Here is a 20,261-nt window from a genome sequence, read left to right as displayed (position 1 = left end):
CGCCGGGCCATCGCCATCAGGCGAAATCCACCTGTGTCATCATAGGCAGTTCGGTGACGCGCGGCCCACCCGCGCGGGCGATGGCATTGGCCAGCGCCGGACCCGCAGGCGGCACGCCCGGTTCGCCCACGCCCGAGGGTGCCTCGGCCGAGGCCATGACCTGAACCTCGATCGCGCCGATGTCGGAGATGCGCAGCGGTTCATAGTCGGGGAAGTTGAACTGATCGACCTCGCCCTCGGTCAGGGTGATCTGGTTGCGCATGGCATGCCCCATGCCAAAGCCGATGCCGCCCTCGATCTGGGCGCGGATCACATCGGGGTTCACGGCGATGCCGCAATCGACGGCGGCAAAGACCTTCTCGATCCTGACCGGCGCATCCTTGCCGCCCGAGACCTGCGCGACCTGTGCCACGAAGCTGCCGAAGGAATGATGCACCGCCAGCCCAAGCGCACGATCGCCCGTGTTCGACCAGTCGGCCATATCGGCCACGGCCTTCAGGACGCTCGCCATGCGGGTCTGCGCGGGTGTTTCGCCGGGCAACATCGACAGCCGCAGCGCCAGCGGATCGGCACCGCTTTCCTGCGCGACCATGTCGATCATGCTTTCCATCACATAGGCCGTGTGGGAATGGCCCACCGACCGCCACCACAAGACGCTGGTGGCCTTTTCGACATCCGACAAGCCGACCGACATCGAGGGCACGGCATAGGGCGTATCGGCCACCCCCTCGACCGATGAATGATCGACGCCGTCATGCACGGCCATCTGCTCCATCGAGGTGCCCTTCATGATCGACTGGCCCGCGATCCGGTGATCCCACCCGATGATGCCACCCCGATCGTTCAGGCCCACGCGGACGCGGTGGGCGAAGGCGGGGCGATAATAGCCGCCCTTGATGTCGTCTTCACGCGTCCAGACCAGTTTCACCGGACGGCTGCGGTCGGTCAGCGCAAAGGCCATCGCGCATTCGCGGTTGTAGTCCGAGGTCGCATTCGCCCGCCGCCCGAAGGACCCGCCCGCCATGACGGTGCGGATGGCGATCTTCTCCATCGGCAGGTCCAGCACCTGCGACAGGGTCATGTGGCCGAAGGTCGGAAATTGCGCGCCGTCGTGCAGGATGACGCCGCCATTGTCGGTGGGTTCGATGGTGCAGGTCAGCGGCTCCATCGGGGCATGGGCCAGCAGCGGGAAATAGAAGGTCCGGTCAATGACCTTGGCAGCCCCCTCCACGGCAGCGGCGACCTGCGCCTGATCGCCCTTGGGCGCCCATGTGCTGGTGTCGCTGACGGCGGCGATCAATTCGTCACGGATCTGGTCCGAGGACCGCATTTCCGCCGCCGAATTGTCCCATTCGACCGTGATCGCATCGCGCGCCCGAATGGCCTGCCAGGTGGTGTCGGCAAAGACCGCCACGCCGGAATTGTCCGGCAATGGCTTGGCCATCGCAAACCCGCTCATGCCGTCAGCCGCGCTGGTATCGACCGATGCCACGGTGGCCCCCATGCGCGGGGCGTGGACGATGACGACGACCAGCTGGTCGTCCAGCTGCATGTCCATGGCGAATTGCGCCGTGCCGTCGATCTTGGCGGGGGTGTCCTTGCGCTTGACCGTGCCCTCCTTGCCGATCAGCCGCCATTCGTCGGGCCCGCGCAGGCGCGGTTCGGCGGGGGCGGGCAGGGCGGCGGCGGCGGCGACGAAATCGGCGATGGGGGCGGATTTGCCGCCGCCGGTGATCCGGCCGTCCACGATGTCCAGGCCGGCCGCATCGACGTCCCATTCGGCGGCGGCGGCCTCGATCAGCACCTGACGGGCGGCGGCGCCGGCATTGCGGTATTGCATGAAGCTATTGGCCATGGCGGTCGAACCGCCCGTTCCCTGCATCGGACCGAAGGCCAGGTTGTTGTAGACCTGCGGGTCCGAGGGCGCGAATTCGAACCCGATCTGGTCCATCGTCACGCCCAGCTCCTCGGCGATCAGTGTGGTCAGCCCGGTCGAGGGGCCTTGGCCCATCTCGAAATGCTTGATGATGGCGGTGACACGGCCATCGGCATCGATGCGCACGAAGGGGTTCAGCGCGGTGGCATCACCGCTTGCGGCCAATGCGCCATTCGGGCTGATACCGACATAGAGGACGGCTGCGGCGGCTGCGGCCGTGGCGATGAAGCCGCGGCGGTTCATGCGGACGGTCATCTTACGCCTCCAGGATTTCGGCGGCGCGCTGCACGCCCGCGCGGATGCGCTGATAGGTGGCACAGCGGCAGGCATTGCCCCACATATGCGTGTCGATTTCCTCGGCCGTCGGACTGGGATTGCTTGTCAGAAGGCCCACGGCGGACATGATCTGGCCCGACTGGCAGTATCCGCATTGCACGACGTCCAGTTCCGTCCAGGCCTGCTGGACCGCCGCGCCGACCTGGTCGCCCGAGATGGCCTCGATGGTGGTGATCTCGACCCCGTCCAGATCCTCGACATAGGTCTGGCAGGATCGGGTGGGCTCGCCGTCCAGGTGCACGGTGCAGGCCCCGCAGGCGGCGACGCCGCAGCCGAACTTCGTGCCGGTCAGCTTCAACTCGTCGCGGATCACCCACAGAAGGGGGGTGCCGTTTTCGGCCTCGACCTTGACGGTCTTTCCGTTCAGGCGCAATTCACGCATGTCTTCATCCTTCGTGCGGTGATCCTGGGGCAAGGCAGTCCTTGGCCGCATCCATGGCGCGCAGTGTCGCACAGCGCGGGGCGCTTGAACATGGGGGCTGCATGAGGCGCGGGCAACTGCGTCATGGGCGATGTTTTTCGCCGTTTGCCGGTTGACTCTGACGTGGTGGCGGATAAAAGGCGGCTTCGATAAAGAATTCCACGGGGTTTGCGGCGCGCGATTGCCCCGAAGCAGGAGCGATACACATGGCGAAGCCGACCACCATCAAGATCCGGCTGAACTCGACCGCCGGCACTGGCCACTTCTACGTGACCAAGAAGAACGCCCGCACGATGACGGAAAAAATGACCGTGCGTAAGTACGATCCCGTCGTGCGCCAGCATGTCGAATACAAGGAAGGCAAGATCAAGTAAGATCTGCACCTTCAACCGTTTCGAAATGGGTCGCGTCCGCAAGGATCGCGGCCCTTTTCGCATGTCGGGGACCCCGCGCGGTTGAAAATGCGGGGGGCGGTGCTTTTCTTGCATCCGATCAGGGCCGGGCCGCGTTGCCTTGTCTGTTCCCCGCAGCCGGATTACGACCATGACGATGACCCTGCCTGTCTCAGCCGCCGCCGACTGTCCCGTGAAAGCGCTGCTGGCCCGCCCCGGCGGGTCGCTGGCGATGCTGACGGACGCCAAGGGCGGCTTCCCGCGGCGGCCCGGCGCGATGATGGCGCTGTGGTCCGACGGGACGCGCGTGGGTCGGCTTGGCGCGGGCTGCATCGATGCCGATATCGCAGCCCATCTGGACCGGACCGAGCCTGTGACCCATCTGATCTATGGCGAAGGCGGCCCCATCGACCTGCCGCTTCCCTGCGGCGGGCAAGTGCGCATCGCGCTGATCCATGCGCCCTGCGCGGATTGGTTGTCCGCCATCTGGGACGACCGGATCCGGCGGCGTACCGGACATTGGAACGTCGATCTGGAAACCGGCAAGCCGCAGCGCGACACGCAGGGGCAGGGCTTCCAGCTGACCCTGCCGCCGCCGCCGGCCTTCCAGATCCACGGCGAGGGCGACGAGGCGATGGCCCTGACCCAGCTGGTCGCGGCCTTGGGCTTCCCGACCTTGGGGACCGAGGCCAAGCCCGATGCTCATAGCGCCGTCGTCACCCTGTTCCACGACCACGACCGCGAGATGCCCGCGCTGAAGCGCGCTCTGGCCTCGGATGCCTTTTATGTCGGTGCCTTGGGGTCGCGGCGCGCCCAGAACGCGCGCCTGCAATCCCTGGCGCTGGAAGGCGTCGCGCCCAAGGATCTGGACCGGATGCGCGGCCCCATCGGTGTCGTGGCGAGGGGACGAGATCCACGCCTGATCGCAGCCTCGACCCTGACCGAGGTTCTGGCCGAATACGAGGCCCGCTTCGGATGATCCGCACCGGCCTGCTGCTGGCCGCAGGCGCATCCCGACGCTTCGGACCCGAGGACAAGCTTCTGGCGGATTATGCGGGGCGGCCCTTGGTGGCCCATGCCGCCGATGCGATGCGAAGCGCCGATCTGGATGATCGCGTCGCCGTCGTCACCAGCGATGCCGTCGCGGCGCATTTGCAGGGCTTTCGCGTCATCCGCATCGAACAGGGGCAGCAATCGGACAGCCTGCGCTCCGGATTGACCGCCATTGGCGCGCCCGACCGACTGCTGATCGCGCTGGCCGACATGCCGCGGGTGACGGCCGCGCATCTGGACGCCGTGCTGAACCATGCAGGCGACAATACCATCGCAGCCAGCCACGACGGCGCGACGCCCTTGCCGCCCGCTTGCTTCCCACGCGCCATGCTGCCCGCCCTTGCGACGCTGAAAGGCGACCAGGGTGCCGGCCGCCTTCTGCGCGATCTGCCTCAGGATGCTTTCGTGCGTGCGCCCGATCTGCTGATCGATATCGACACCCGCGCCGATCTGACCGACTGACGCCAAGAAGGCGCGGGGGCAGGGGGTCCGGGGGATGCCAAATCCCCCGGCCGTCGCGGGACGCAGATCAGCCCAGCACTTCAGCAAGCGCCTCGGCGGTGACGTCGACGATCTGATCGGCCTCGGCCTCGGTCAGGCAGAGCGGCGGCGCAAAGCCCAGGATGTCACCCTGAGGCATGGCGCGGGCGATGACGCCGCGCTTCAGCATGGCGGCGACGACCTTGGCGCCCTTGCCTTCGGAAGGGTCGAAGAACTTTCGGCTGTCGCGATCCGCGACCAGTTCCACCGCACACAGCATGCCCTCGCCACGCACTTCGCCGACATGGGCGTGATTGCCGATGGCGGCCTGCATGCGCTGGTTCAGATAGGCGCCGGTCTTGCCGGCGTTTTCGACCAGGCCCAACTCGTCGATCAGCTTCAGGTTGGCAACGCCCGCCGCAGCCCCGATGGGGTGCGCGGAATAGGTCCAGCCGTGGCCCAGCACGCCGTTTTCGTCGGTGCCGCGCGACAGCACGTCCCACATCTTCTGGCCGACGATCGAAGCCGACAGCGGTGCATAGGCGCTGGTCAGCCCCTTGGCGCTGGTGATCAGGTCGGGCTTCATGCCGTAATGGTCGGACCCGAACATCGTGCCCAAGCGACCGAAGCCGGTGACGACCTCATCCGCGATCAGCAGGATGTCGTGCTTGTCCAAGACCTTCTGGATCGCCTGCCAGTAACCGGCGGGGGGCGGGACGATCCCGCCGGTGCCCAGCACGGGTTCACCGATGAAGGCGGCGATGTTGTCGGCACCCTCGGCCTCGATCAGGGCCTCCAGCTTGTCGACGCAATAGCCGGTGAAATCGCCCTCGGACATCGAGGCATCGGGGCGGCGGAAGTAATAGGGTGCCTCGGTGTGGATCACATGTTCCAGCGGCAGGTCGAACTTCTTGTGGAACAGTTCAAGCCCCGTCAGCGAGCCGGTGACCAAGCCCGACCCGTGGTAACCGCGCCAGCGGCTGATGATCTTCTTCTTCTTCGGGCGGCCCAGGATGTTGTTGTAATACCAGACCAGCTTGATGTTGGTTTCATTGGCATCCGACCCGCCAAGGCCGAAATAGACGCGGGCCATGCCTTCGGGCGCGCGGTCCATCACCATCTTGGCCAGCGTGATCGAGGTCTCGGACCCGTGCCCGGCATAGGCGTGGTAATAGGCCAATTCGTGCGCCTGCTTGGCGATGGCCTCGGAAATCTGCGTGCGGCCATAGCCGACGTTCACGCAGTAAAGCCCCGCGAAACCGTCCAGCAGGCGGTTGCCGTCGCGGTCCTGGATGAAGACGCCCTCACCGCCGGTGACGATGCGCTGCGGAGCCTCGCCGCGTTCGAATTGCCCCAGGTGGGTCGAGGGATGGAAAAAGCTCTCGCGGTCCCATTTGGCCAGTTCATCATTGGTCAGCATATCGGAATTTCCTTTCATCCCCGGTTCTTCAGCCCCAGTCGCGGCAGACATATTTGATCTCGGTAAAGGCCTCGAGGCCCTGACGGGCGCCCTCGCGTCCCAGACCGGATTGTTTCATCCCCCCGAAGGGGATAGGCGCGCCCGTGACCTTGGTGCGGTTCACGGCGACCATGCCGTATTGCAACGCCCGCGTCAGGCGATAGATCCGCCGCGGGTCCTGGCTGTGGACATAGGCCACCAGCCCGTATTCGGAGGCATTGGCACGCTCGATGACTTCTTCTTCGGTGTCGAAGACCGAGAGAGCGGCGACGGGTCCGAAGGTTTCTTCATGCATGATCGCCGCCTCGTCGGTGACATCGGCCAGCACGGTCGGCTGGAAGAACAGCGGCCCCAGATCGTCGACCTTGCCCCCGCACAGCAGCCGCGCCCCCTTGGCCAGCGCGTCCTGCACATGGGCGACCTGCTTGTCGATCTGGCGGTCGTGGATCAGCGGGCCGATATCGGGGTCGTCCATGCCGTGGCCCATGCTCAGCGCCTGTGTCGCCTTGGTGAAGCGCGCGCAGAAGTCGTCATAGACATCGCGGTGGATATAGAAGCGGTTCGCCCCCAGGCAATCCTGCCCGGATGTGGCGAATTTCGCCTTCACGGCCTCGGTCACAGCGCGGTCCAGATCGGCGCTTGGGAAGACGATGAAGGGGGCATGACCGCCAAGCTCCATCACCAGCCGCTTCACGGTGTCGGCGGATTGACGATAGAGCAGCCGACCGACTTCGGTGGACCCGGTGAAGGACAGCGCCCGCACGCGTTTGTCGGCGGTCCATTCGCCGACGATGGTCGCGGCATCGCCGATGATCGTGTTGACGACGCCCGCAGGGAAACCGGCCCGCTGCGCCAGAACCGCCAGCGCCAGCGCCGACAGCGGCGTTTCCGCCGATGGGTGGATCACCACCGTGCAGCCCGCGCCCAAGGCGGCGGCGGCCTTGCGGGTGATCATGGCACAGGGGAAATTCCACGGCGTTATCAGGGCTGCGACGCCCACGGGTTCGCGCCACAATTCCATCTCGGCATCGGCCAGATGGCTGGTCACGCCTTCGATGTTCGGGCGCAACGCCTCCTCGGCATAGAACTGCACGAAGCTGGCGGCATAGTCGATCTCGCCTCGTGCCTCGCTGATGGGCTTGCCCTGTTCGGCGACCATGATGCGCGCCAGATCCTCCTTGGCGGCAAGGATCAGCGCGTGCCAGCGATGCAGGATCGCGGCGCGGTGCTGGGGCAGGGTGGCGGACCAATCGGGAAAGGCGGCCTGGGCGGCATCGACGGCAGCCTTCGCGCCGTTCGCATCGCTGATGGCGACCTGTGCCACCAGATCGCCGGTGGCGGGGTCGCGGACGGCCAGACGCCCTTCGGCGGGGAAATCGCCTGCGGCAGGCAACAGGCCCGCATCGTCCAGACGCTCGGACAGTCGGCTTTGATCGTCAAACATGGCGCACCTCCTTGGCTTGGCGCCAATGTGACCTGGGCCGGGCAGGTGATTTCCCTGAAGATCGGGCGCGGGGCAGAGGATTCCTCGGGGCGGGCATGCCGTGCCAGAGGAATCCTCCGCTTACGGCAGCAAGGCCGTGGCGGGGGGCATGTCCTTGACGGGCTTCGTCACGATATAGCTGAAATACCGCCGCACACCCGCGCGGCTTTCCAGCAGCCCGTCCATCAGGTCCTGAAACGCCGCAACATCGCTGGCCACGACCTGCATCAGATAGTCATAGCCACCCCCGATGGCCCAGCAGCCGGTGACCTGATCCATCCGCGCGATCACGCGTTCGAAGGTCTGGAAGCTTTCGGCGCGGTGGCTGTCCAGCTCGACCGTCACGAAGACCTGCACGTGCTTGCCCAAGGCGCCAAGGCTGATATCGGCGCGGTATCCGCGGATCAGCCCGGCTTTCTCCAGCCGCTGCATCCGGTCCCAGCAGGGGGTTGGCGACAGGTTCACCCGCGCCGCCAGGGCGGTCTTGGCGATGCGGCCTTCGCGCGACAGAACCGCAAGGATTGCGATGTCGCGGTCGTCGAGGCGCAGTTCGGGGCGTGCTGGGGTCATGGCACGGTTCTTTCCGCGCCTTTGTCGATTGTCAATCTGGACAAGCATGGGCGGGGGCTGCAATCCTGTCTGCATGTCCCATTGGCCACTGAGAAAACAGGATATTACCCGCCCGGCCTATCGCAGCCTGGCCCAAGGGATCGCCGCCGCCATCGACGCGGGCAGCCTGCGCCCCGGACAGCGGCTGCCGCCGCATCGCGACCTGGCCTGGCAGCTGGGCGTCAGCGTCCAGACCGTCAGCCGCGCCTATGAGGAGCTGATCCGCGCCGACCTGATCTCGGGCGAGGTGGGGCGGGGCAGCTTCGTGAAATCCGGCCCGCGCGAGACGATCGAGGTGCCGTGGTTCCGCGCCCCCACCGACCGTCCGCCGATCGACCTGTCGATGATGACGCCCGTGCGCCTGCCGATCATCGCGGATGCCTGGCGCGACAGCATGATGCGGCTGGCGGACCGGCTGCCCGATTCCGCGATGCTGTCCTTCCGCCCGCGCCAGACCATGTCGCTTTACGGCGGGATGGCGGCGGGATGGCTGGCCCGCTGCGGCATGGTGGTGCCCGCGCAGCGCATCCTGATCACCAACGGCACGACGCCCGCGATGTTCGTGGCGCTGATGACGGTGGCGCAGCCGGGCGACATCATCGCGACCGAAAGCTCGACCTGCCACACGCTGAAGCCCGCGGCCAAGCATCTGCACTTGCGGCTGCGCGGGATCGCGGGCGACGACCGGGGCATGGACCCGGACGCCCTGATCGCCGCCGCCGCGGCCTCGGGCGGGCGGATGAAGGCGGTCTTCCTGCTGCCCGCGGGCGGCGGGCCCTTTGCCCGCATCATCGACCGCGACCGCCGCGCCGAACTGGCCGAGGCCGCCGCCACCGCCGGTCTGATGATCCTGGAAAGCGATCCGACCGGCCCCATGCCCCCGCGTCGCCCCGCCCCCATCGCCAGTATCGCACCGGACCGCAGCTTCTATTTCACCGGGCTGTCCAAATGCCTGTCGCCGGGGTTGCGCCTCGGGTTTCTTGCGATGCCTGAAAACTGGGCAGAGGCCGCGCTGAACCGCCATCTGTCGATGAACTGGATGGCGACGCCCTTGATGGCCGAGATCGCACAGGACTGGATCGCCGGCGGCACCGCCGATGCCCTGCTGGCCGCGCAGCGGGTCGAGCTGGCCGCCCGCAACCGCATGATGCAGCGCAGCCTGGGGCCGATGGCGCAGGGCTTCCAGCACGGCTTGCACCGGTTCCTGCCGCTTCCCGCCGGCACGGATGAGGCCGCGGTGGTCGCCGCCGCCCTGGCGCGTCAGGTGGCCGTGGCGCCCGGGTCGGGGTTCGCGGTGCTGCCCTCGGGGCCGGGGCTGCGCATCTCGGTCGGGGGGGCGACCACCGACGAACTGGACCGCGCGCTGCGGCAGATTTGTGCAATTCTTCCCGGCGGTTCGCTGGCCGAAGGCACGGTCGACGGGCAGTCGGTTTGACACCCCGGCCGGGAATTGTCATGATTTAATATAGAAATTGACTTGGAAATCGCTTGGGCCGAACTCTCGGCGCAAGCCGGGTCGGGCAATTAGGCCCGAATCCTGCAACTTTGAGGCAGCGGGGCCGTTGGCCCACGATTGTCCACCACAGGAGGTACCATGACCATCAAGACATTGACGACCGCCAGCATCGCAGCCCTGGTTCTGGGAAGCGGCGCCGCCATGGCCGATACGTGGCGCTATGCCTTCGAGGAGGCTCTGGACGAGGTGCAGGGCGTCTATGCCCAGAAATTCAAGGAAGAGGTCGAGGCCAATTCCGACCACGAGGTCCAGCTGTTCCCCTTCGGCACACTTGGTGAATCCGACAACATCATGGAACAGACCCAATCGGGCATCCTGCAGTTCGTAAACCAGTCGCCCGGCTTCACCGGGTCGCTGATCCCCGAGGCGCAGGTCTTCTTCGTGCCCTACCTGCTGCCCCAGGACGAGGAAACGCTTGCGACCTTCTTCCGCGACAGCAAGGCCATCAACGAGATCTTCCCCGAGCTTTATGCCGAACAGGGTCTGGAACTGCTGAAGATGTACCCCGAGGGCGAGGTCATGCTGACCACGAAAGAGCCGGTCGAGGGTCCCGACGATCTGGGCGACGTCAAGGTCCGCGTCATGACCAACCCGCTGCTGGTCGAAAGCTACAAGGCCTTCGGCGCGACGCCGACGCCTCTGCCTTGGGGCGAGGTTTATGGCGGCCTGCAGACCGGCATCATCGACGGTCAGGAAAACCCGGCCTTCTTCATCGAATCCACCCGCATGTACGAGGTCACCGACCACATCACGCGTCTTGGCCACAACAACTTCACCACCGCGCTGATGGCCAACCAGGAATTCTTCGACGGCCTGTCGGATGAGGACAAGAAGATGGTCCGCGACGCCGCCGACGCGGCCTTCGACACGATCATCGAATACCAGCAGGGTCTGACCGAGAAGTCCCTGGAAATGATCAAGGAAGCCAAGCCCGAGATCACCGTGACCGAACTGTCCGAGGAACAGCGCGCCCCCTTCCGCGACACCGCCGAGCAGGTCGAGAAGACCTTCCTGGAAATCGGTGGCCCGCGTGCGCAGGAGCTGCTGGACCAGATGAAGGCCGATCTTGAAGCCGCAGGCGCCAAGTAAGAACCGCGCCACCGAACCGGCCTCCGTCGCGGGGCCGGTTCGCCCATGAAGACCCCACGCGGTTTATCGGCAGGACAAGCAGCCATGCAGGCCAAGACGACACCCCCCGAACCGGATCCCGACGTTCTGGCCGCAGCGGAAATGCCGGTGCTCGACAACGATATCGACGATTCACAATACGACTCCGGACTTCCCGGCCCCCTGGGGCATGTGGATGCCGCCATCGCGCGGCTCGAGGCGGTCCTTCTGGCCGCAGGCGTGCTGCTGATGGCGCTGAACACGGTCGCCAATGTGGTGGGCCGCTATGTCTTCGGACGATCCCTCTATTTCTCGGAGGAGGTGAACCAGGCGCTGATCGTGCTGATCACCTTCGCGGGCATTTCCTATGCGGCGCGGCATGGCCGCCACATCCGCATGTCGGCCTTCTTCGACGCGCTGCCGACCAAGGGCCGCAAGTACGGCATGGCGATCATCGCGGGCCTGACCGGCGCACTGATGCTGCTGCTGGCCTGGTTCGCGCTGACCTATGTCATCACGCAGGCGGGACGGGGCAGGGTGCTGCCCGCGCTGCAGATCCCGAACTGGTGGATACTGGTCTGGGCGCCCTTGGGCTTTTTCTTGACCGGCCTGCAATACCTGCTGACGGCGCTGAAGAACCTGACCAACGACGGCATCTGGCTGTCCACAAGCACGCGCGACGGATATTCCGACGTCCCGGATGAAAAGGCGCCCGATCAATGACCGCTGCAATCCTGGGGACGATGGTCGTCCTGCTTCTGCTGGGCTTTCCGATGATGGTGCCGCTGATCATCGGATCGATGGTCGGCTTCGTGGGCCTCTTCGGCGGGCTTGGCCAGCTGGAAACGCTGGTCCAGCAGGTCATCGCGGGCATCCAGCCCGCCAGCCTGATCGCCGTGCCGATGTTCATCTTCGCCGCCGACCTGATGACGCGCGGGCAATCGGCCGAACGGCTGATCGATCTGGTCATGGCCTTTCTGGGCCACATGAGGGGCGGGCTGGCCATTTCCACCGCCGGTGCCTGCACGATGTTCGGCGCGGTCTCGGGGTCAACGCAGGCCACGGTCGTGGCCGTCGGCGGCCCGCTGCGCCCGCGCCTTCTGAAGGCGGGCTACAGCGACAGCTTCTCGCTGGCCCTGATCATCAACGCCTCCGACATCGCCTTCCTGATCCCGCCGTCCATCGGCATGATCATCTATGGCGTCGTGTCCGGCACCTCGATTTCGGAACTGTTCATCGCGGGCATCGGGCCGGGGCTGCTGATCCTGCTGCTGTTCTCGATCTATGCCTATATCTATGCCGTCCGCCACAACGTCCCGACCGAGGAACCGGCCAGCTGGTCCGAACGCTTCCGCGCCGTGCGCCGCGCGCTGTGGCCCCTGGGCTTTCCGGTCATCATCATCGGCGGCATCTATGGCGGCATCTTTTCCCCGACCGAGGCTGCGGCGGCCTGCGTGCTTTACGCTCTGCTGCTGGAGCTGGTGGTTTTCCGCGAACTCAGCATGAAGCAGCTTTACGCGACCGCCAAATCGACGGGGCTGATCACGGCGGTGGTCTTCATCCTGGTCGGCGCGGGCACGGCCTTCAGCTATGTCATCAGCTTCGCGCAGATCCCGCAGGCGATCCTGGGCGGCATCGGCATCGACGGGATGGGGCCTTACGGGGTGCTGTTCACGATCTCGATCGCCTTCTTCGTGGGCTGCATGTTCGTCGATCCCATCGTGGTCATCCTGATCCTTGTGCCGATCTTTTCGCCCGTCGTACAATCGGTCGGGCTGGACCCGGTGCTGGTCGGCACGATCATCACCCTGCAGGTCGCCATCGGCAGTGCGACGCCACCTTTCGGCTGCGACATCTTCACGGCCATCGCGGTCTTCAAGCGCCCCTACCTTGAGGTGATCAAGGGCACGCCCCCCTTCATCGCCATCCTTCTGGCCGTGGCCGTCGCGTTGATCTTCTTCCCGCAGATCGCGCTGTTCCTGCGTGATCTGGCCTTCGCGGAAGGGGGTGCATGATGGCGCTGCGCCGTTTCGGACTGGTGGCCCTTGCCACCGACATGACGATCGAGGGCGATGCCGCGCGGCTGATGCCTTGGGGCACCCAGCTGCATGTCACCCGCATCGCCTTCGACAACCCCACGACCGAAGAGAACCTGCGCAACACCGGCCCCCGCCTGCGGGCGGCAGCGGATCTGCTGGTGCCGGGGGTGGACCTGGAGGCGATCGGCTTCGGCTGCACCTCGGCCTCGGCAGTCTTGGGGCCGGGGATCGGCGATCTGCTGGACGACCGCGCGCCGCTGGTGACGCCGACATCCGCCGCCCTGCGCGGGTTCGCGGCACTTGGGGTGACGCGGCTGGCGCTGATGACGCCCTATCTGGCGGCGACGACCGACCTGGTGGGTGATTACTTCCAGCGACACGGCATCGAGGTCGTCCGCCGCAGTTCGATGAACCACGCCGACGACCGCGACATGGCAAGGCTTGGGGCCGATGCGATCATGCAGATGGCGCTGGAAAGCGATCACCCGCAGGCGCAGGCGCTGTTCATGTCCTGCACCGCGCTGCCCGCCCTTGGCCTGATCGACCGGATCGAGGCGGAATTGGGCAAGCCCGTCATCACCTCGAACCAGTCGCTGTTCTGGGCGATGCTGGATCAGGCGCAGGTCCCCGCCGCCGGGCCGGGTGCGCTGTTTCGCTGCCGCACATGGTGACGCTGGAGGACATCATGGCGGCCCGCGACCGCATCGGCGACCAGCTGCGGATCACGCCGTTTCAGGCATCCCCCTCGCTGTCGCAGATCGCGGGTGGGCCGGTCTGGCTGAAATGCGAATACCGGCAGGCGACGGGGGCCTTCAAGCTGCGCGGGGCGACGAATGCGGTCGCGCGCGTGGGCAAGGTGGCGGGGGTCACGACGGCCTCGACCGGGAACCACGGGCGGGCGCTGGCCCATGCGGCACGGGCCAAGGGCATTCCCGCCATCATCTGCATGTCGCGCCTCGTGCCGCAGAACAAGCTGGACGCCATCACCGAACTGGGCGCCGAGGCGCGCATCATCGGCGACAGCCAGGATGAGGCTTTCCTTGAGGCCGTCCGCCTGCAGCGCGAGGAAGGCTTCGCCCTGATCCCGCCCTTCGACCATCCCGATGTCATCGCGGGGCAGGGCACTCTGGGGTTGGAGATCCTGGACCAGATCCCCGATGCCGCGACCATTGCCGTGCCCCTCTCGGGCGGCGGTTTGCTGGCTGGTGTCGCAGCGGCCGCCAAGGCGCTGCGCCCCGATATCCGCATCGTCGGCATCAGCATGCAGCGCGGCGCGGCCATGGCCGCCAGCCTCGATGTCGGCCACCCGATCGAGATCCCCGAACTGCCCACGCTGGCCGACAGCCTTGGCGGCGGCATCGGGCTGAAGAACCGCCTGACCTTCGCGATGGTCCGCGACCTGATGGACGACCTGATCCTGCTGACCGAGGATCAGATCGCCGAGGGTCTGCGCCATCTGGCCCGCGACGGCCATGTCGTCGAGGGCGCCGCCGCCGTCTGCGCGGGCGCGATCCTTGCAGGGCGCCTGAGGGCCGATGACGGCCCGCTGGTGCTGATCCTGTCGGGCGAAAACATCGACCCCCTCCGCCACGCTGAGATCATGAAGGGCACCCCATGACGGATATCCTGGTCCTGACCGAACAACAGCTGCGCCAGCGCATTCATCTGGACCGGGATATCATCGACGTCGTGGAAAAGGCCTTTCGCGGTCTGGCCGAAGGCGGCGTCGTCATGCCGCCGGTCCTTTCCATGCATCTGCCCGAGGTGAACGGAGAGGTGGATATCAAGACCGCCTATGTCCCCGGTCTGGCGGGCTTTGCGGTCAAGATTTCGCCCGGCTTCTTCGACAATCCGGCGAAGGGGCTGCCCTCGACCAGCGGCATGATGGCGGTGCTGGACGCGCAGACGGGGCGGGTGCGGGCGGTGCTGCTGGACAACGGTTATCTGACCGACATCCGCACGGCGGCGGCGGGGGGCGTGGCCGCGCGTCATCTGGCGCGGCCCGATGCCACCCGTGCGGCGATCTTCGGCGCGGGGCTGCAGGCGCGATTGCAGCTGCAGGCGCTGCGGCTGGTGCGCCCCATCGACCGCGCGGTCATCTGGGCCCGCGACACGACCCGCGCGCAGGCACTTGCCGCCGAGTTGGACGGCCCAGACATGCGCGTCCATGCCACCGCCGATCCGGCCGAGGCCGCGGGCCTTGCCGATATCGTCGTCACCACCACCCCCGCGACCGAGCCGATCTTCCGCGCCGCATGGCTGCGCCCCGGCATGCATGTGACAGCCATGGGCAGCGACCAGCCCGGCAAGAACGAGCTGGACCCGCATTGCCTGGATCGCGCCGACCTCTATGTCGCCGACCGCGCCAGCCAGACCCGCCTGATGGGCGAATTGCGCGCCGCCTTCGAGGCGAAGACCTATGACGTCGATGCCCGCGTCCCCGAGCTGGGACAGATCATCGCCCGAACCCATCCCGGTCGCACCAGCCCCGACCAGATCACCATCTGCGATCTGACCGGCACCGGTGCGCAGGATACCGCGATTGCCACCCACGCGCTTGCCGCGTTTTCGAAAGACACGTGAATGCCAGAACTGCAAAGGACACCGGAACGCTTCTCGACCGCGGAATACGAGGAGCGTCTGCGCAAGACCCGTGCCAGCATGGAAAAGCTGGGCCTCGACATGCTGATCGTCAGCGATCCGTCGAACATGGCGTGGCTGACCGGCTATGACGGCTGGTCGTTCTATGTCCACCAATGCGTGATCGTGGGCCCGACCGGCGCACCGATCTGGTTCGGGCGCGGGCAGGACGCCCAAGGCGCGCTGCGCACCGTCTGGATGAGCGACGATCACATCATCGGCTATCCCGACCATTACGTGCAGTCGGTGGACCGCCACCCGATGGATTACCTCTGGGCGACGCTGGCCGACAAGGGCTGGCACACCGGCTTCATCGGCGTCGAGATGGACAACTATTGGTACACCGCCAAAGCCCATCAGCGCCTTTCGGCCGGTCTGCCCGACGCGCAGATCCTGGACGCCACGGGGCTGGTGAACTGGCAGCGCGCGATCAAGACGCCCAAGGAACTGGCCTATATGCGCAAGGCCGCGCGGATCGTGGAACGCATGCACCGCCGCATCGCCGACCGGATCGAGGTCGGCATGCGCAAATGCGATCTGGTGGCCGAGATCTATGACGCGGGGCTGCGCTATGACGAATGGTCCCAGCATGGCGGCGACTACCCGGCCATCGTGCCACTGCTGCCATCGGGTCCCGATGCCGCCGCGCCCCATCTGACATGGGACGACCAGCCGATGAAGCTGGACGAGGGCACCTTCTTCGAGATCGCGGGCTGTTATCAGCGTTACCACGTCCCGCTGTCGCGCACGATCTTCCTCGGCACCCCGCCGCAGGAGATGCTGGACGCCGAAAAGGCCGTGCTGGAGGGGATGGAGGTCGGCCTTGCCGCCGCCACCGCGGGCAACACCTGCGAAGACATCGCCAATGCCTTCTTCACCGTTCTGGACCGCTATGGCATCGTCAAGGACAACCGCACCGGATACCCGATCGGCCTGTCCTATCCGCCCGACTGGGGCGAACGCACCATGTCGCTGCGCCGCGGGGACCGGACGGAACTGAAGCCCGGCATGACCTTCCACTTCATGACCGGCCTCTGGATGGACAACTGGGGTTACGAGACGACCGAATCCATCGTCATCACCGAAAGGGAGCCCGAGCTCTTCTGCAACATCCCGCGCCGGATGCTGGTCAAGTCATGACCCATCCCATCGTTCCGACCATCCCGCTGGACGGCATGGGCAAGCACCACGGCTTCCTGCGCCTGCCCTATTCCCGCAACGACAGCGCATGGGGCAGCGTGATGATCCCCATCACCGTCATTGCCAATGGCGAAGGCCCGACGGCCCTGCTGACCGGGGGCAATCACGGCGACGAATACGAAGGCCCCATCGCCTTGCAACAACTGGCATGGGATCTGGACCCTGCCCAGATCACGGGGCGCGTCATCATCGCGCCCTATATGAACTATCCGGCGTTCCGGGCGGGCACGCGGGTCAGCCCCATCGATCAGGTGAACCTGAACCGCGCCTTTCCGGGCGACCCCAAGGGCAGCGTCAGCCAGAAGATCGCCAGCTATTTCAACGATGTGCTGGTGCCCATGGCGGATGTCGTGCTGGATTACCACTCGGGCGGCAAGACGCTGGACTTCCTGCCCTATGCGGCGGCGCATTATCTGGACGACAAGACCCAGCAGGCCGCCTGCGTGGCGGGTGTCCGTGCCTTTGGCGCGCCCTATTCGATGATGATGCTGGAGATTGACGCGGTCGGCATGTTCGACACCTCGGTCGAAAGCCAGGGCAAGACATTCGTCACGACCGAGCTTGGCGGCGGCGGCACCGCCACGGCCCGCAGCGCCCAGATCGCCATCGATGGCGCACGCAACCTGCTGCGTCACGCAGGCATCCTGGCGGGCGAGGTTCCCCAGGTGGACAGCATCTGGCTGGACATGCCGGGGGATGACTGCTTCCACTTCGCCACCCGCGACGGGCTGATGCAGCCCTTGGCGGATCTGGGCGATGCGGTGACGGCGGGCCAGCCCATCGCGCAGATCTGGGCGCCCGACCGCACCGGGGTCGAATCCGTGGTCATCACCGCCAATCGCGGCGGCATCATTGCCGCGCGGCATTTTCCGGGGTTGATCCAGACTGGCGATTGCGCGGCGGTGATCGCGGTCAAGGGGGCCTAGCGCCCCCTTTTCCCGAACAGACGCGACACGATGGGCGCCAGCAGGATCACGATCAGGATCCGAAGGATGTGGTGGCTGACCACATAGGCCAGATCGGCGCCTGCGATGATGGCGATGATGACCATCTCGGCCTGACCGCCGGGCAGGAAGGCCAGGAAGGCGTCCAGCGCGGGGGCCAGATGCATCAGGTGGATGCTTTCCAGAAAGATCAGGCTGATGATCGCAAGGATCAGCGCATAGACCAGCCCCGCCGTCACGTCGACGCGCAGTTCGCGGGCGGTTATCCCTGCGTATTTCGCCCCGACCGCGATGCCGATGAAGAATTGCGCGGCCTGGATGATCTCGGCCGGGGGGCGGCTCTGGATGATGCCTGACAGCGACAGGGCGGCGGTCAGGATCATCGGCCCCAGGATCGATGCGCCGAACAGCCCGATCCGCTCGCCGCCCTTCCATCCGACCAGCCCCGCCACGACCATCAGCCCGATCTGCCACCAGGGCAGCGATGACATCGGCGCGCCGGGTGGCTGCGACAGATCCACCTGCCAGTAAAGCGTCATGATCAGCGGCGCGACCGTGACGATGACCAGGATGCGCGTCGCATGGATCAGCGACAGGGCGCGCACGTCGCCGCCCGCTTCCTCGCCAAAGACCAGCATGTCCTGCAGCCCGCCGGGCATGGCCGCATACCATGCGGTCGGGTGGTCGAAGCCGAAGGCAAACCGCAGCAGCGGATAGCCGACCAGCGCGATCAACCCGATGAACAGCGGCACCATCGCCAGCGACCCGGCGATCGCGGGCAGTCCGCCCAGCACCTGCGGCGTGATCGATGCGCCCACCGCGACGCCCAGAAAGGTCCGCATGAAGACGCCGAACTGTCCCGCGCCCTGCATGCGGGCGCCCGACAGCGCCACGATCAGGCAGCCCAGCATCGGTCCCAACAGGAAAGGCAGCGGCAGTCCCAGCAGAAGAAACAGCGCGGCCCCCGCAAGGCCCGCGCCGAAGGTCAGGATCCGTGGTCTAGTCAAGGTTCAGTTCTTCCAGCAGGGCGGCATATTGGGCGCCATGCATGTCGCGGTCATGGACGGATCCCTGCACGACAGGGCGCGGCAGGCTGAACTTGATGACCCGCAGATCGGGGATGTCGAAGCGCTTCAGCCCTTCCGGCGGCACGCCGTAAAGCGCCGCGACGTCGGCGGTTCGCAACTGCGCCGAGAGGCGGTCGAAGACATCGGCGCGGTCGCAGAAGATGTCGATGGTCACCCAGAAGGGGCCAGCGTTCTTGGACCGGACTTTCAGGACAAGATCGCCAAGGGTCATGGGGTCACCTTCGTCTTGGTCAGGCGAAAGGCCGACATCGGGTCGTCCAGCGCCATCACGTGGTTCAGCGCAAATTCGTAAAGCGCGCCGCGATCGGTGGTCGCGGGGGAAAAGGGGAAGGCGAAAGTCGGCAGTTCCTCATCATCCGTCAGGGGATAGTGCAGGACGAAGGGGTTGATCAGCTTGCCGATTTCGGATGCCTGCGCCTGACCGCGGGCGGTGACGATGCCAAGGACGCCGACCTCGACCGGGCTGCCTTGGCGGTTTTCCAGGGCGCCGAGGGTGGCGTCGACTCCCATCAGGCGGAATTGCAGGTCGTAATCAACCTGCGACAGACCCATGCGGGTGGCGATCTCGGCGTGCAGGAAGCCGGTCAGCCGGTCCACCCAGGCTTGGGCGTTTTCGACGTAATGGGCGTTGCGCAGAACCGCCAGAATGGTCGTCTGGTATCCCGCGATGCGCGCGCCTTCCAGTTTCACGGTATAGGGGGCAGGGACCCATTTCGACCCCTCGACCCGGACGCGGCGGGCGTCCAGCGCGGTATAGCGCGCGCCCGTCACGTCCAGGTATCCGCCCGGTTCATGAAGGCAGAACGGATCCGAGTTCTCGTAAAGCATATGCGCCGACACGGAATGGGGCGTGCAGAACGCACCTTCGGCCAGCGGCTGGACGGTAAAGCCCGTATCGTCGAAATCGACCATGATCACGCCCGAGGTCGGGTTCGTCGAACACAGCGCCCCGCATTCCGCGATCTTGGCGCCATGCCAGGCCGGACCGGCAGCATCGCCGCGCGCCAAGGGCAGGGCGGCGATGGTCGCCGTATCGGTGGTGCGCCCCGCTATGACGATATCGGCCCCAAGCGCCAGCGCCGTCTGGATCTGTTCGACGCCCGCCAGCGCCACGATGTTCGTCAGGCCATCAAGCGCGAAATCGGGGGCAGGGGTCAGGGGGGTGACCTGGCCCGCGGCATGGGCGGTGGCGACCCGGTCGGCGGGCTGGTCGGAATAGACGCGCACCACGGTCAGGGACTGGCCCAACTCGGTGGCCAGCTCGGCGGTGATGTCGAACATCCAGTCCACCGTCGCATCCGTCCCGCAGGTGCCCGCGGTGCCGATGACCAGGGGAACGCCCAGTTCGGCGCGCGCCTGCATCAGGCTGCGCCATTCGGATTTCGTGGCGGCGCGGGAATATTTCGACTGGCCCGCGCCAAGGCTGAAGGGCCCACTGTCGGTGGACCCTCCGTCGATGCAGATAATGTCGGGGGCCATCGCGACACCCCGGGCAAGAGCTTCACGGTCGAAACCCAGGCCCAGGACGCCCGAGGGCACCAGCACGCGTGTGGTCATG

General features: G+C 66.2%; 20 protein-coding genes. 12 read left to right on the top strand and 8 right to left on the bottom strand.

Features of this window, described 5'->3' with window-relative positions; genetic code table 11:
- Positions 1-16 precede the first annotated feature (16 nt).
- Together DDE75_RS10610 and DDE75_RS10605 are read right to left on the bottom strand one after the other, a co-directional pair.
- Entirely contained in the window at positions 17-2,191 is a 2,175-nt protein-coding gene (locus DDE75_RS10610; protein WP_108502335.1) for a xanthine dehydrogenase family protein molybdopterin-binding subunit, read from the bottom strand.
- A gap of 1 nt (position 2,192) precedes the next feature.
- Positions 2,193-2,654: a (2Fe-2S)-binding protein gene (locus DDE75_RS10605; protein ID WP_108502410.1), complete on the bottom strand. Its 462-nt coding sequence runs from the start codon at positions 2,652-2,654 to the stop codon at positions 2,193-2,195.
- 245 nt (positions 2,655-2,899) lie between these two features.
- On the opposite strand from DDE75_RS10605, the gene rpmG reads away from it, so the two are divergent.
- The 3 genes from rpmG (at position 2,900) to DDE75_RS10590 (ending at position 4,600) form a co-directional block, all read left to right on the top strand.
- The gene (rpmG, locus tag DDE75_RS10600) at positions 2,900-3,067 is read left to right on the top strand and encodes a 50S ribosomal protein L33 (RefSeq protein WP_022707377.1); all 168 of its coding nucleotides are present in this window, start codon (positions 2,900-2,902) and stop codon (positions 3,065-3,067) included.
- 175 nt (positions 3,068-3,242) lie between these two features.
- Positions 3,243-4,064, top strand: coding sequence for an XdhC family protein (locus DDE75_RS10595; RefSeq protein WP_162798981.1), 822 nt, complete (start codon positions 3,243-3,245; stop codon positions 4,062-4,064).
- Positions 4,061-4,600 carry a nucleotidyltransferase family protein gene (locus tag DDE75_RS10590; RefSeq protein WP_108502333.1) on the top strand — a complete coding sequence of 180 codons (540 nt, stop codon included), beginning with the start codon at positions 4,061-4,063 and terminating at the stop codon, positions 4,598-4,600. Before DDE75_RS10595 ends, DDE75_RS10590 begins: the two co-directional genes overlap by 4 nt.
- Positions 4,601-4,667: 67 nt before the next feature.
- On the opposite strand, the gene DDE75_RS10585 is transcribed toward DDE75_RS10590, so the two are convergent.
- The 3 genes from DDE75_RS10585 to DDE75_RS10575 form a co-directional block, all read right to left on the bottom strand.
- Entirely contained in the window at positions 4,668-6,038 is a 1,371-nt protein-coding gene (locus DDE75_RS10585) for an aspartate aminotransferase family protein (protein ID WP_108502409.1), read from the bottom strand.
- A gap of 28 nt (positions 6,039-6,066) precedes the next feature.
- Positions 6,067-7,521: an NAD-dependent succinate-semialdehyde dehydrogenase gene (locus DDE75_RS10580; protein WP_108502332.1), complete on the bottom strand. Its 1,455-nt coding sequence runs from the start codon at positions 7,519-7,521 to the stop codon at positions 6,067-6,069.
- Positions 7,522-7,641: 120 nt separating this feature from the next.
- Positions 7,642-8,130 (bottom strand): Lrp/AsnC family transcriptional regulator, encoded by a 489-nt coding sequence (locus DDE75_RS10575; RefSeq protein WP_108502408.1) that lies wholly within the window; start codon positions 8,128-8,130, stop codon positions 7,642-7,644.
- Between the two features lie 73 nt (positions 8,131-8,203).
- Between DDE75_RS10575 and ehuR the strand changes: the two genes are divergently transcribed.
- The 9 genes from ehuR (at position 8,204) to doeB (ending at position 17,597) form a co-directional block, all read left to right on the top strand.
- Entirely contained in the window at positions 8,204-9,604 is a 1,401-nt protein-coding gene (gene ehuR / locus DDE75_RS10570) for a MocR-like ectoine utilization transcription factor EhuR (protein ID WP_162798980.1), read from the top strand.
- A 159-nt stretch (positions 9,605-9,763) separates the two neighbouring features.
- Positions 9,764-10,774 (top strand): TRAP transporter substrate-binding protein, encoded by a 1,011-nt coding sequence (locus DDE75_RS10565; RefSeq protein WP_108502330.1) that lies wholly within the window; start codon positions 9,764-9,766, stop codon positions 10,772-10,774.
- A gap of 141 nt (positions 10,775-10,915) precedes the next feature.
- Positions 10,916-11,515, top strand: a complete 600-nt coding sequence (locus DDE75_RS10560; RefSeq protein ID WP_108502407.1) for a TRAP transporter small permease — start codon at positions 10,916-10,918, stop codon at positions 11,513-11,515.
- Positions 11,512-12,807, top strand: coding sequence for a TRAP transporter large permease (locus DDE75_RS10555; RefSeq protein ID WP_108502329.1), 1,296 nt, complete (start codon positions 11,512-11,514; stop codon positions 12,805-12,807). The genes DDE75_RS10560 and DDE75_RS10555 overlap by 4 nt, the downstream gene beginning before the upstream one ends.
- Entirely contained in the window at positions 12,807-13,502 is a 696-nt protein-coding gene (locus tag DDE75_RS10550; RefSeq protein WP_162798979.1) for a maleate cis-trans isomerase family protein, read from the top strand. Before DDE75_RS10555 ends, DDE75_RS10550 begins: the two co-directional genes overlap by 1 nt.
- Positions 13,496-14,449 (top strand): hydroxyectoine utilization dehydratase EutB, encoded by a 954-nt coding sequence (gene eutB, locus DDE75_RS10545; protein ID WP_108502327.1) that lies wholly within the window; start codon positions 13,496-13,498, stop codon positions 14,447-14,449. Before DDE75_RS10550 ends, eutB begins: the two co-directional genes overlap by 7 nt.
- Complete coding sequence (locus tag DDE75_RS10540; RefSeq protein ID WP_108502326.1) at positions 14,446-15,414, top strand: cyclodeaminase; 969 nt, start codon at positions 14,446-14,448, stop codon at positions 15,412-15,414. The genes eutB and DDE75_RS10540 overlap by 4 nt, the downstream gene beginning before the upstream one ends.
- Entirely contained in the window at positions 15,415-16,611 is a 1,197-nt protein-coding gene (gene doeA / locus DDE75_RS10535; protein ID WP_108502325.1) for an ectoine hydrolase DoeA, read from the top strand.
- Positions 16,608-17,597: a N(2)-acetyl-L-2,4-diaminobutanoate deacetylase DoeB gene (gene doeB, locus DDE75_RS10530; RefSeq protein WP_108502324.1), complete on the top strand. Its 990-nt coding sequence runs from the start codon at positions 16,608-16,610 to the stop codon at positions 17,595-17,597. The genes doeA and doeB overlap by 4 nt, the downstream gene beginning before the upstream one ends.
- Here doeB and DDE75_RS10525 read toward each other — a convergent pair.
- The 3 genes from DDE75_RS10525 to DDE75_RS10515 are packed head-to-tail and all read right to left on the bottom strand — an operon-like array spanning position 17,594 to position 20,260.
- Entirely contained in the window at positions 17,594-18,622 is a 1,029-nt protein-coding gene (locus DDE75_RS10525) for an AbrB family transcriptional regulator (protein WP_245894696.1), read from the bottom strand. The genes doeB and DDE75_RS10525 overlap by 4 nt on opposite strands.
- The gene (locus tag DDE75_RS10520; protein WP_108502323.1) at positions 18,615-18,914 is read right to left on the bottom strand and encodes a DUF4387 domain-containing protein; all 300 of its coding nucleotides are present in this window, start codon (positions 18,912-18,914) and stop codon (positions 18,615-18,617) included. The genes DDE75_RS10525 and DDE75_RS10520 overlap by 8 nt, the downstream gene beginning before the upstream one ends.
- Positions 18,911-20,260 carry an acyclic terpene utilization AtuA family protein gene (locus DDE75_RS10515; protein ID WP_108502322.1) on the bottom strand — a complete coding sequence of 450 codons (1,350 nt, stop codon included), beginning with the start codon at positions 20,258-20,260 and terminating at the stop codon, positions 18,911-18,913. Before DDE75_RS10515 ends, DDE75_RS10520 begins: the two co-directional genes overlap by 4 nt.
- Position 20,261 lies beyond the last annotated feature (1 nt).

The organism is Paracoccus indicus, from assembly GCF_003056335.1.
Taxonomy (GTDB): domain Bacteria; phylum Pseudomonadota; class Alphaproteobacteria; order Rhodobacterales; family Rhodobacteraceae; genus Paracoccus; species Paracoccus indicus.
Note: the sequence above shows the minus strand (reverse complement) of the source record. Positions and strands in the feature narration are given on the sequence as shown.

Bases quoted from the DNA above. Each gene is read 5' to 3' on its own strand.
- ehuR (WP_162798980.1), top strand. From the start codon at position 8,204: ATGTCCCATTGGCCACTGAGAAAACAGGATATTACCCGCCCGGCCTAT.
- DDE75_RS10610 (WP_108502335.1), bottom strand. From the start codon at position 2,191: ATGACCGTCCGCATGAACCGCCGCGGCTTCATCGCCACGGCCGCAGCC.
- DDE75_RS10515 (WP_108502322.1), bottom strand. From the start codon at position 20,260: ATGACCACACGCGTGCTGGTGCCCTCGGGCGTCCTGGGCCTGGGTTTC.
- DDE75_RS10605 (WP_108502410.1), bottom strand. From the start codon at position 2,654: ATGCGTGAATTGCGCCTGAACGGAAAGACCGTCAAGGTCGAGGCCGAA.
- DDE75_RS10580 (WP_108502332.1), bottom strand. From the start codon at position 7,521: ATGTTTGACGATCAAAGCCGACTGTCCGAGCGTCTGGACGATGCGGGC.
- DDE75_RS10550 (WP_162798979.1), top strand. From the start codon at position 12,807: ATGGCGCTGCGCCGTTTCGGACTGGTGGCCCTTGCCACCGACATGACG.
- DDE75_RS10565 (WP_108502330.1), top strand. From the start codon at position 9,764: ATGACCATCAAGACATTGACGACCGCCAGCATCGCAGCCCTGGTTCTG.
- DDE75_RS10540 (WP_108502326.1), top strand. From the start codon at position 14,446: ATGACGGATATCCTGGTCCTGACCGAACAACAGCTGCGCCAGCGCATT.
- DDE75_RS10560 (WP_108502407.1), top strand. From the start codon at position 10,916: ATGCCGGTGCTCGACAACGATATCGACGATTCACAATACGACTCCGGA.
- DDE75_RS10575 (WP_108502408.1), bottom strand. From the start codon at position 8,130: ATGACCCCAGCACGCCCCGAACTGCGCCTCGACGACCGCGACATCGCA.
- rpmG (WP_022707377.1), top strand. From the start codon at position 2,900: ATGGCGAAGCCGACCACCATCAAGATCCGGCTGAACTCGACCGCCGGC.
- eutB (WP_108502327.1), top strand. From the start codon at position 13,496: ATGGTGACGCTGGAGGACATCATGGCGGCCCGCGACCGCATCGGCGAC.
- DDE75_RS10555 (WP_108502329.1), top strand. From the start codon at position 11,512: ATGACCGCTGCAATCCTGGGGACGATGGTCGTCCTGCTTCTGCTGGGC.
- DDE75_RS10595 (WP_162798981.1), top strand. From the start codon at position 3,243: ATGACCCTGCCTGTCTCAGCCGCCGCCGACTGTCCCGTGAAAGCGCTG.
- DDE75_RS10585 (WP_108502409.1), bottom strand. From the start codon at position 6,038: ATGCTGACCAATGATGAACTGGCCAAATGGGACCGCGAGAGCTTTTTC.
- DDE75_RS10590 (WP_108502333.1), top strand. From the start codon at position 4,061: ATGATCCGCACCGGCCTGCTGCTGGCCGCAGGCGCATCCCGACGCTTC.
- doeA (WP_108502325.1), top strand. From the start codon at position 15,415: ATGCCAGAACTGCAAAGGACACCGGAACGCTTCTCGACCGCGGAATAC.
- DDE75_RS10520 (WP_108502323.1), bottom strand. From the start codon at position 18,914: ATGACCCTTGGCGATCTTGTCCTGAAAGTCCGGTCCAAGAACGCTGGC.
- doeB (WP_108502324.1), top strand. From the start codon at position 16,608: ATGACCCATCCCATCGTTCCGACCATCCCGCTGGACGGCATGGGCAAG.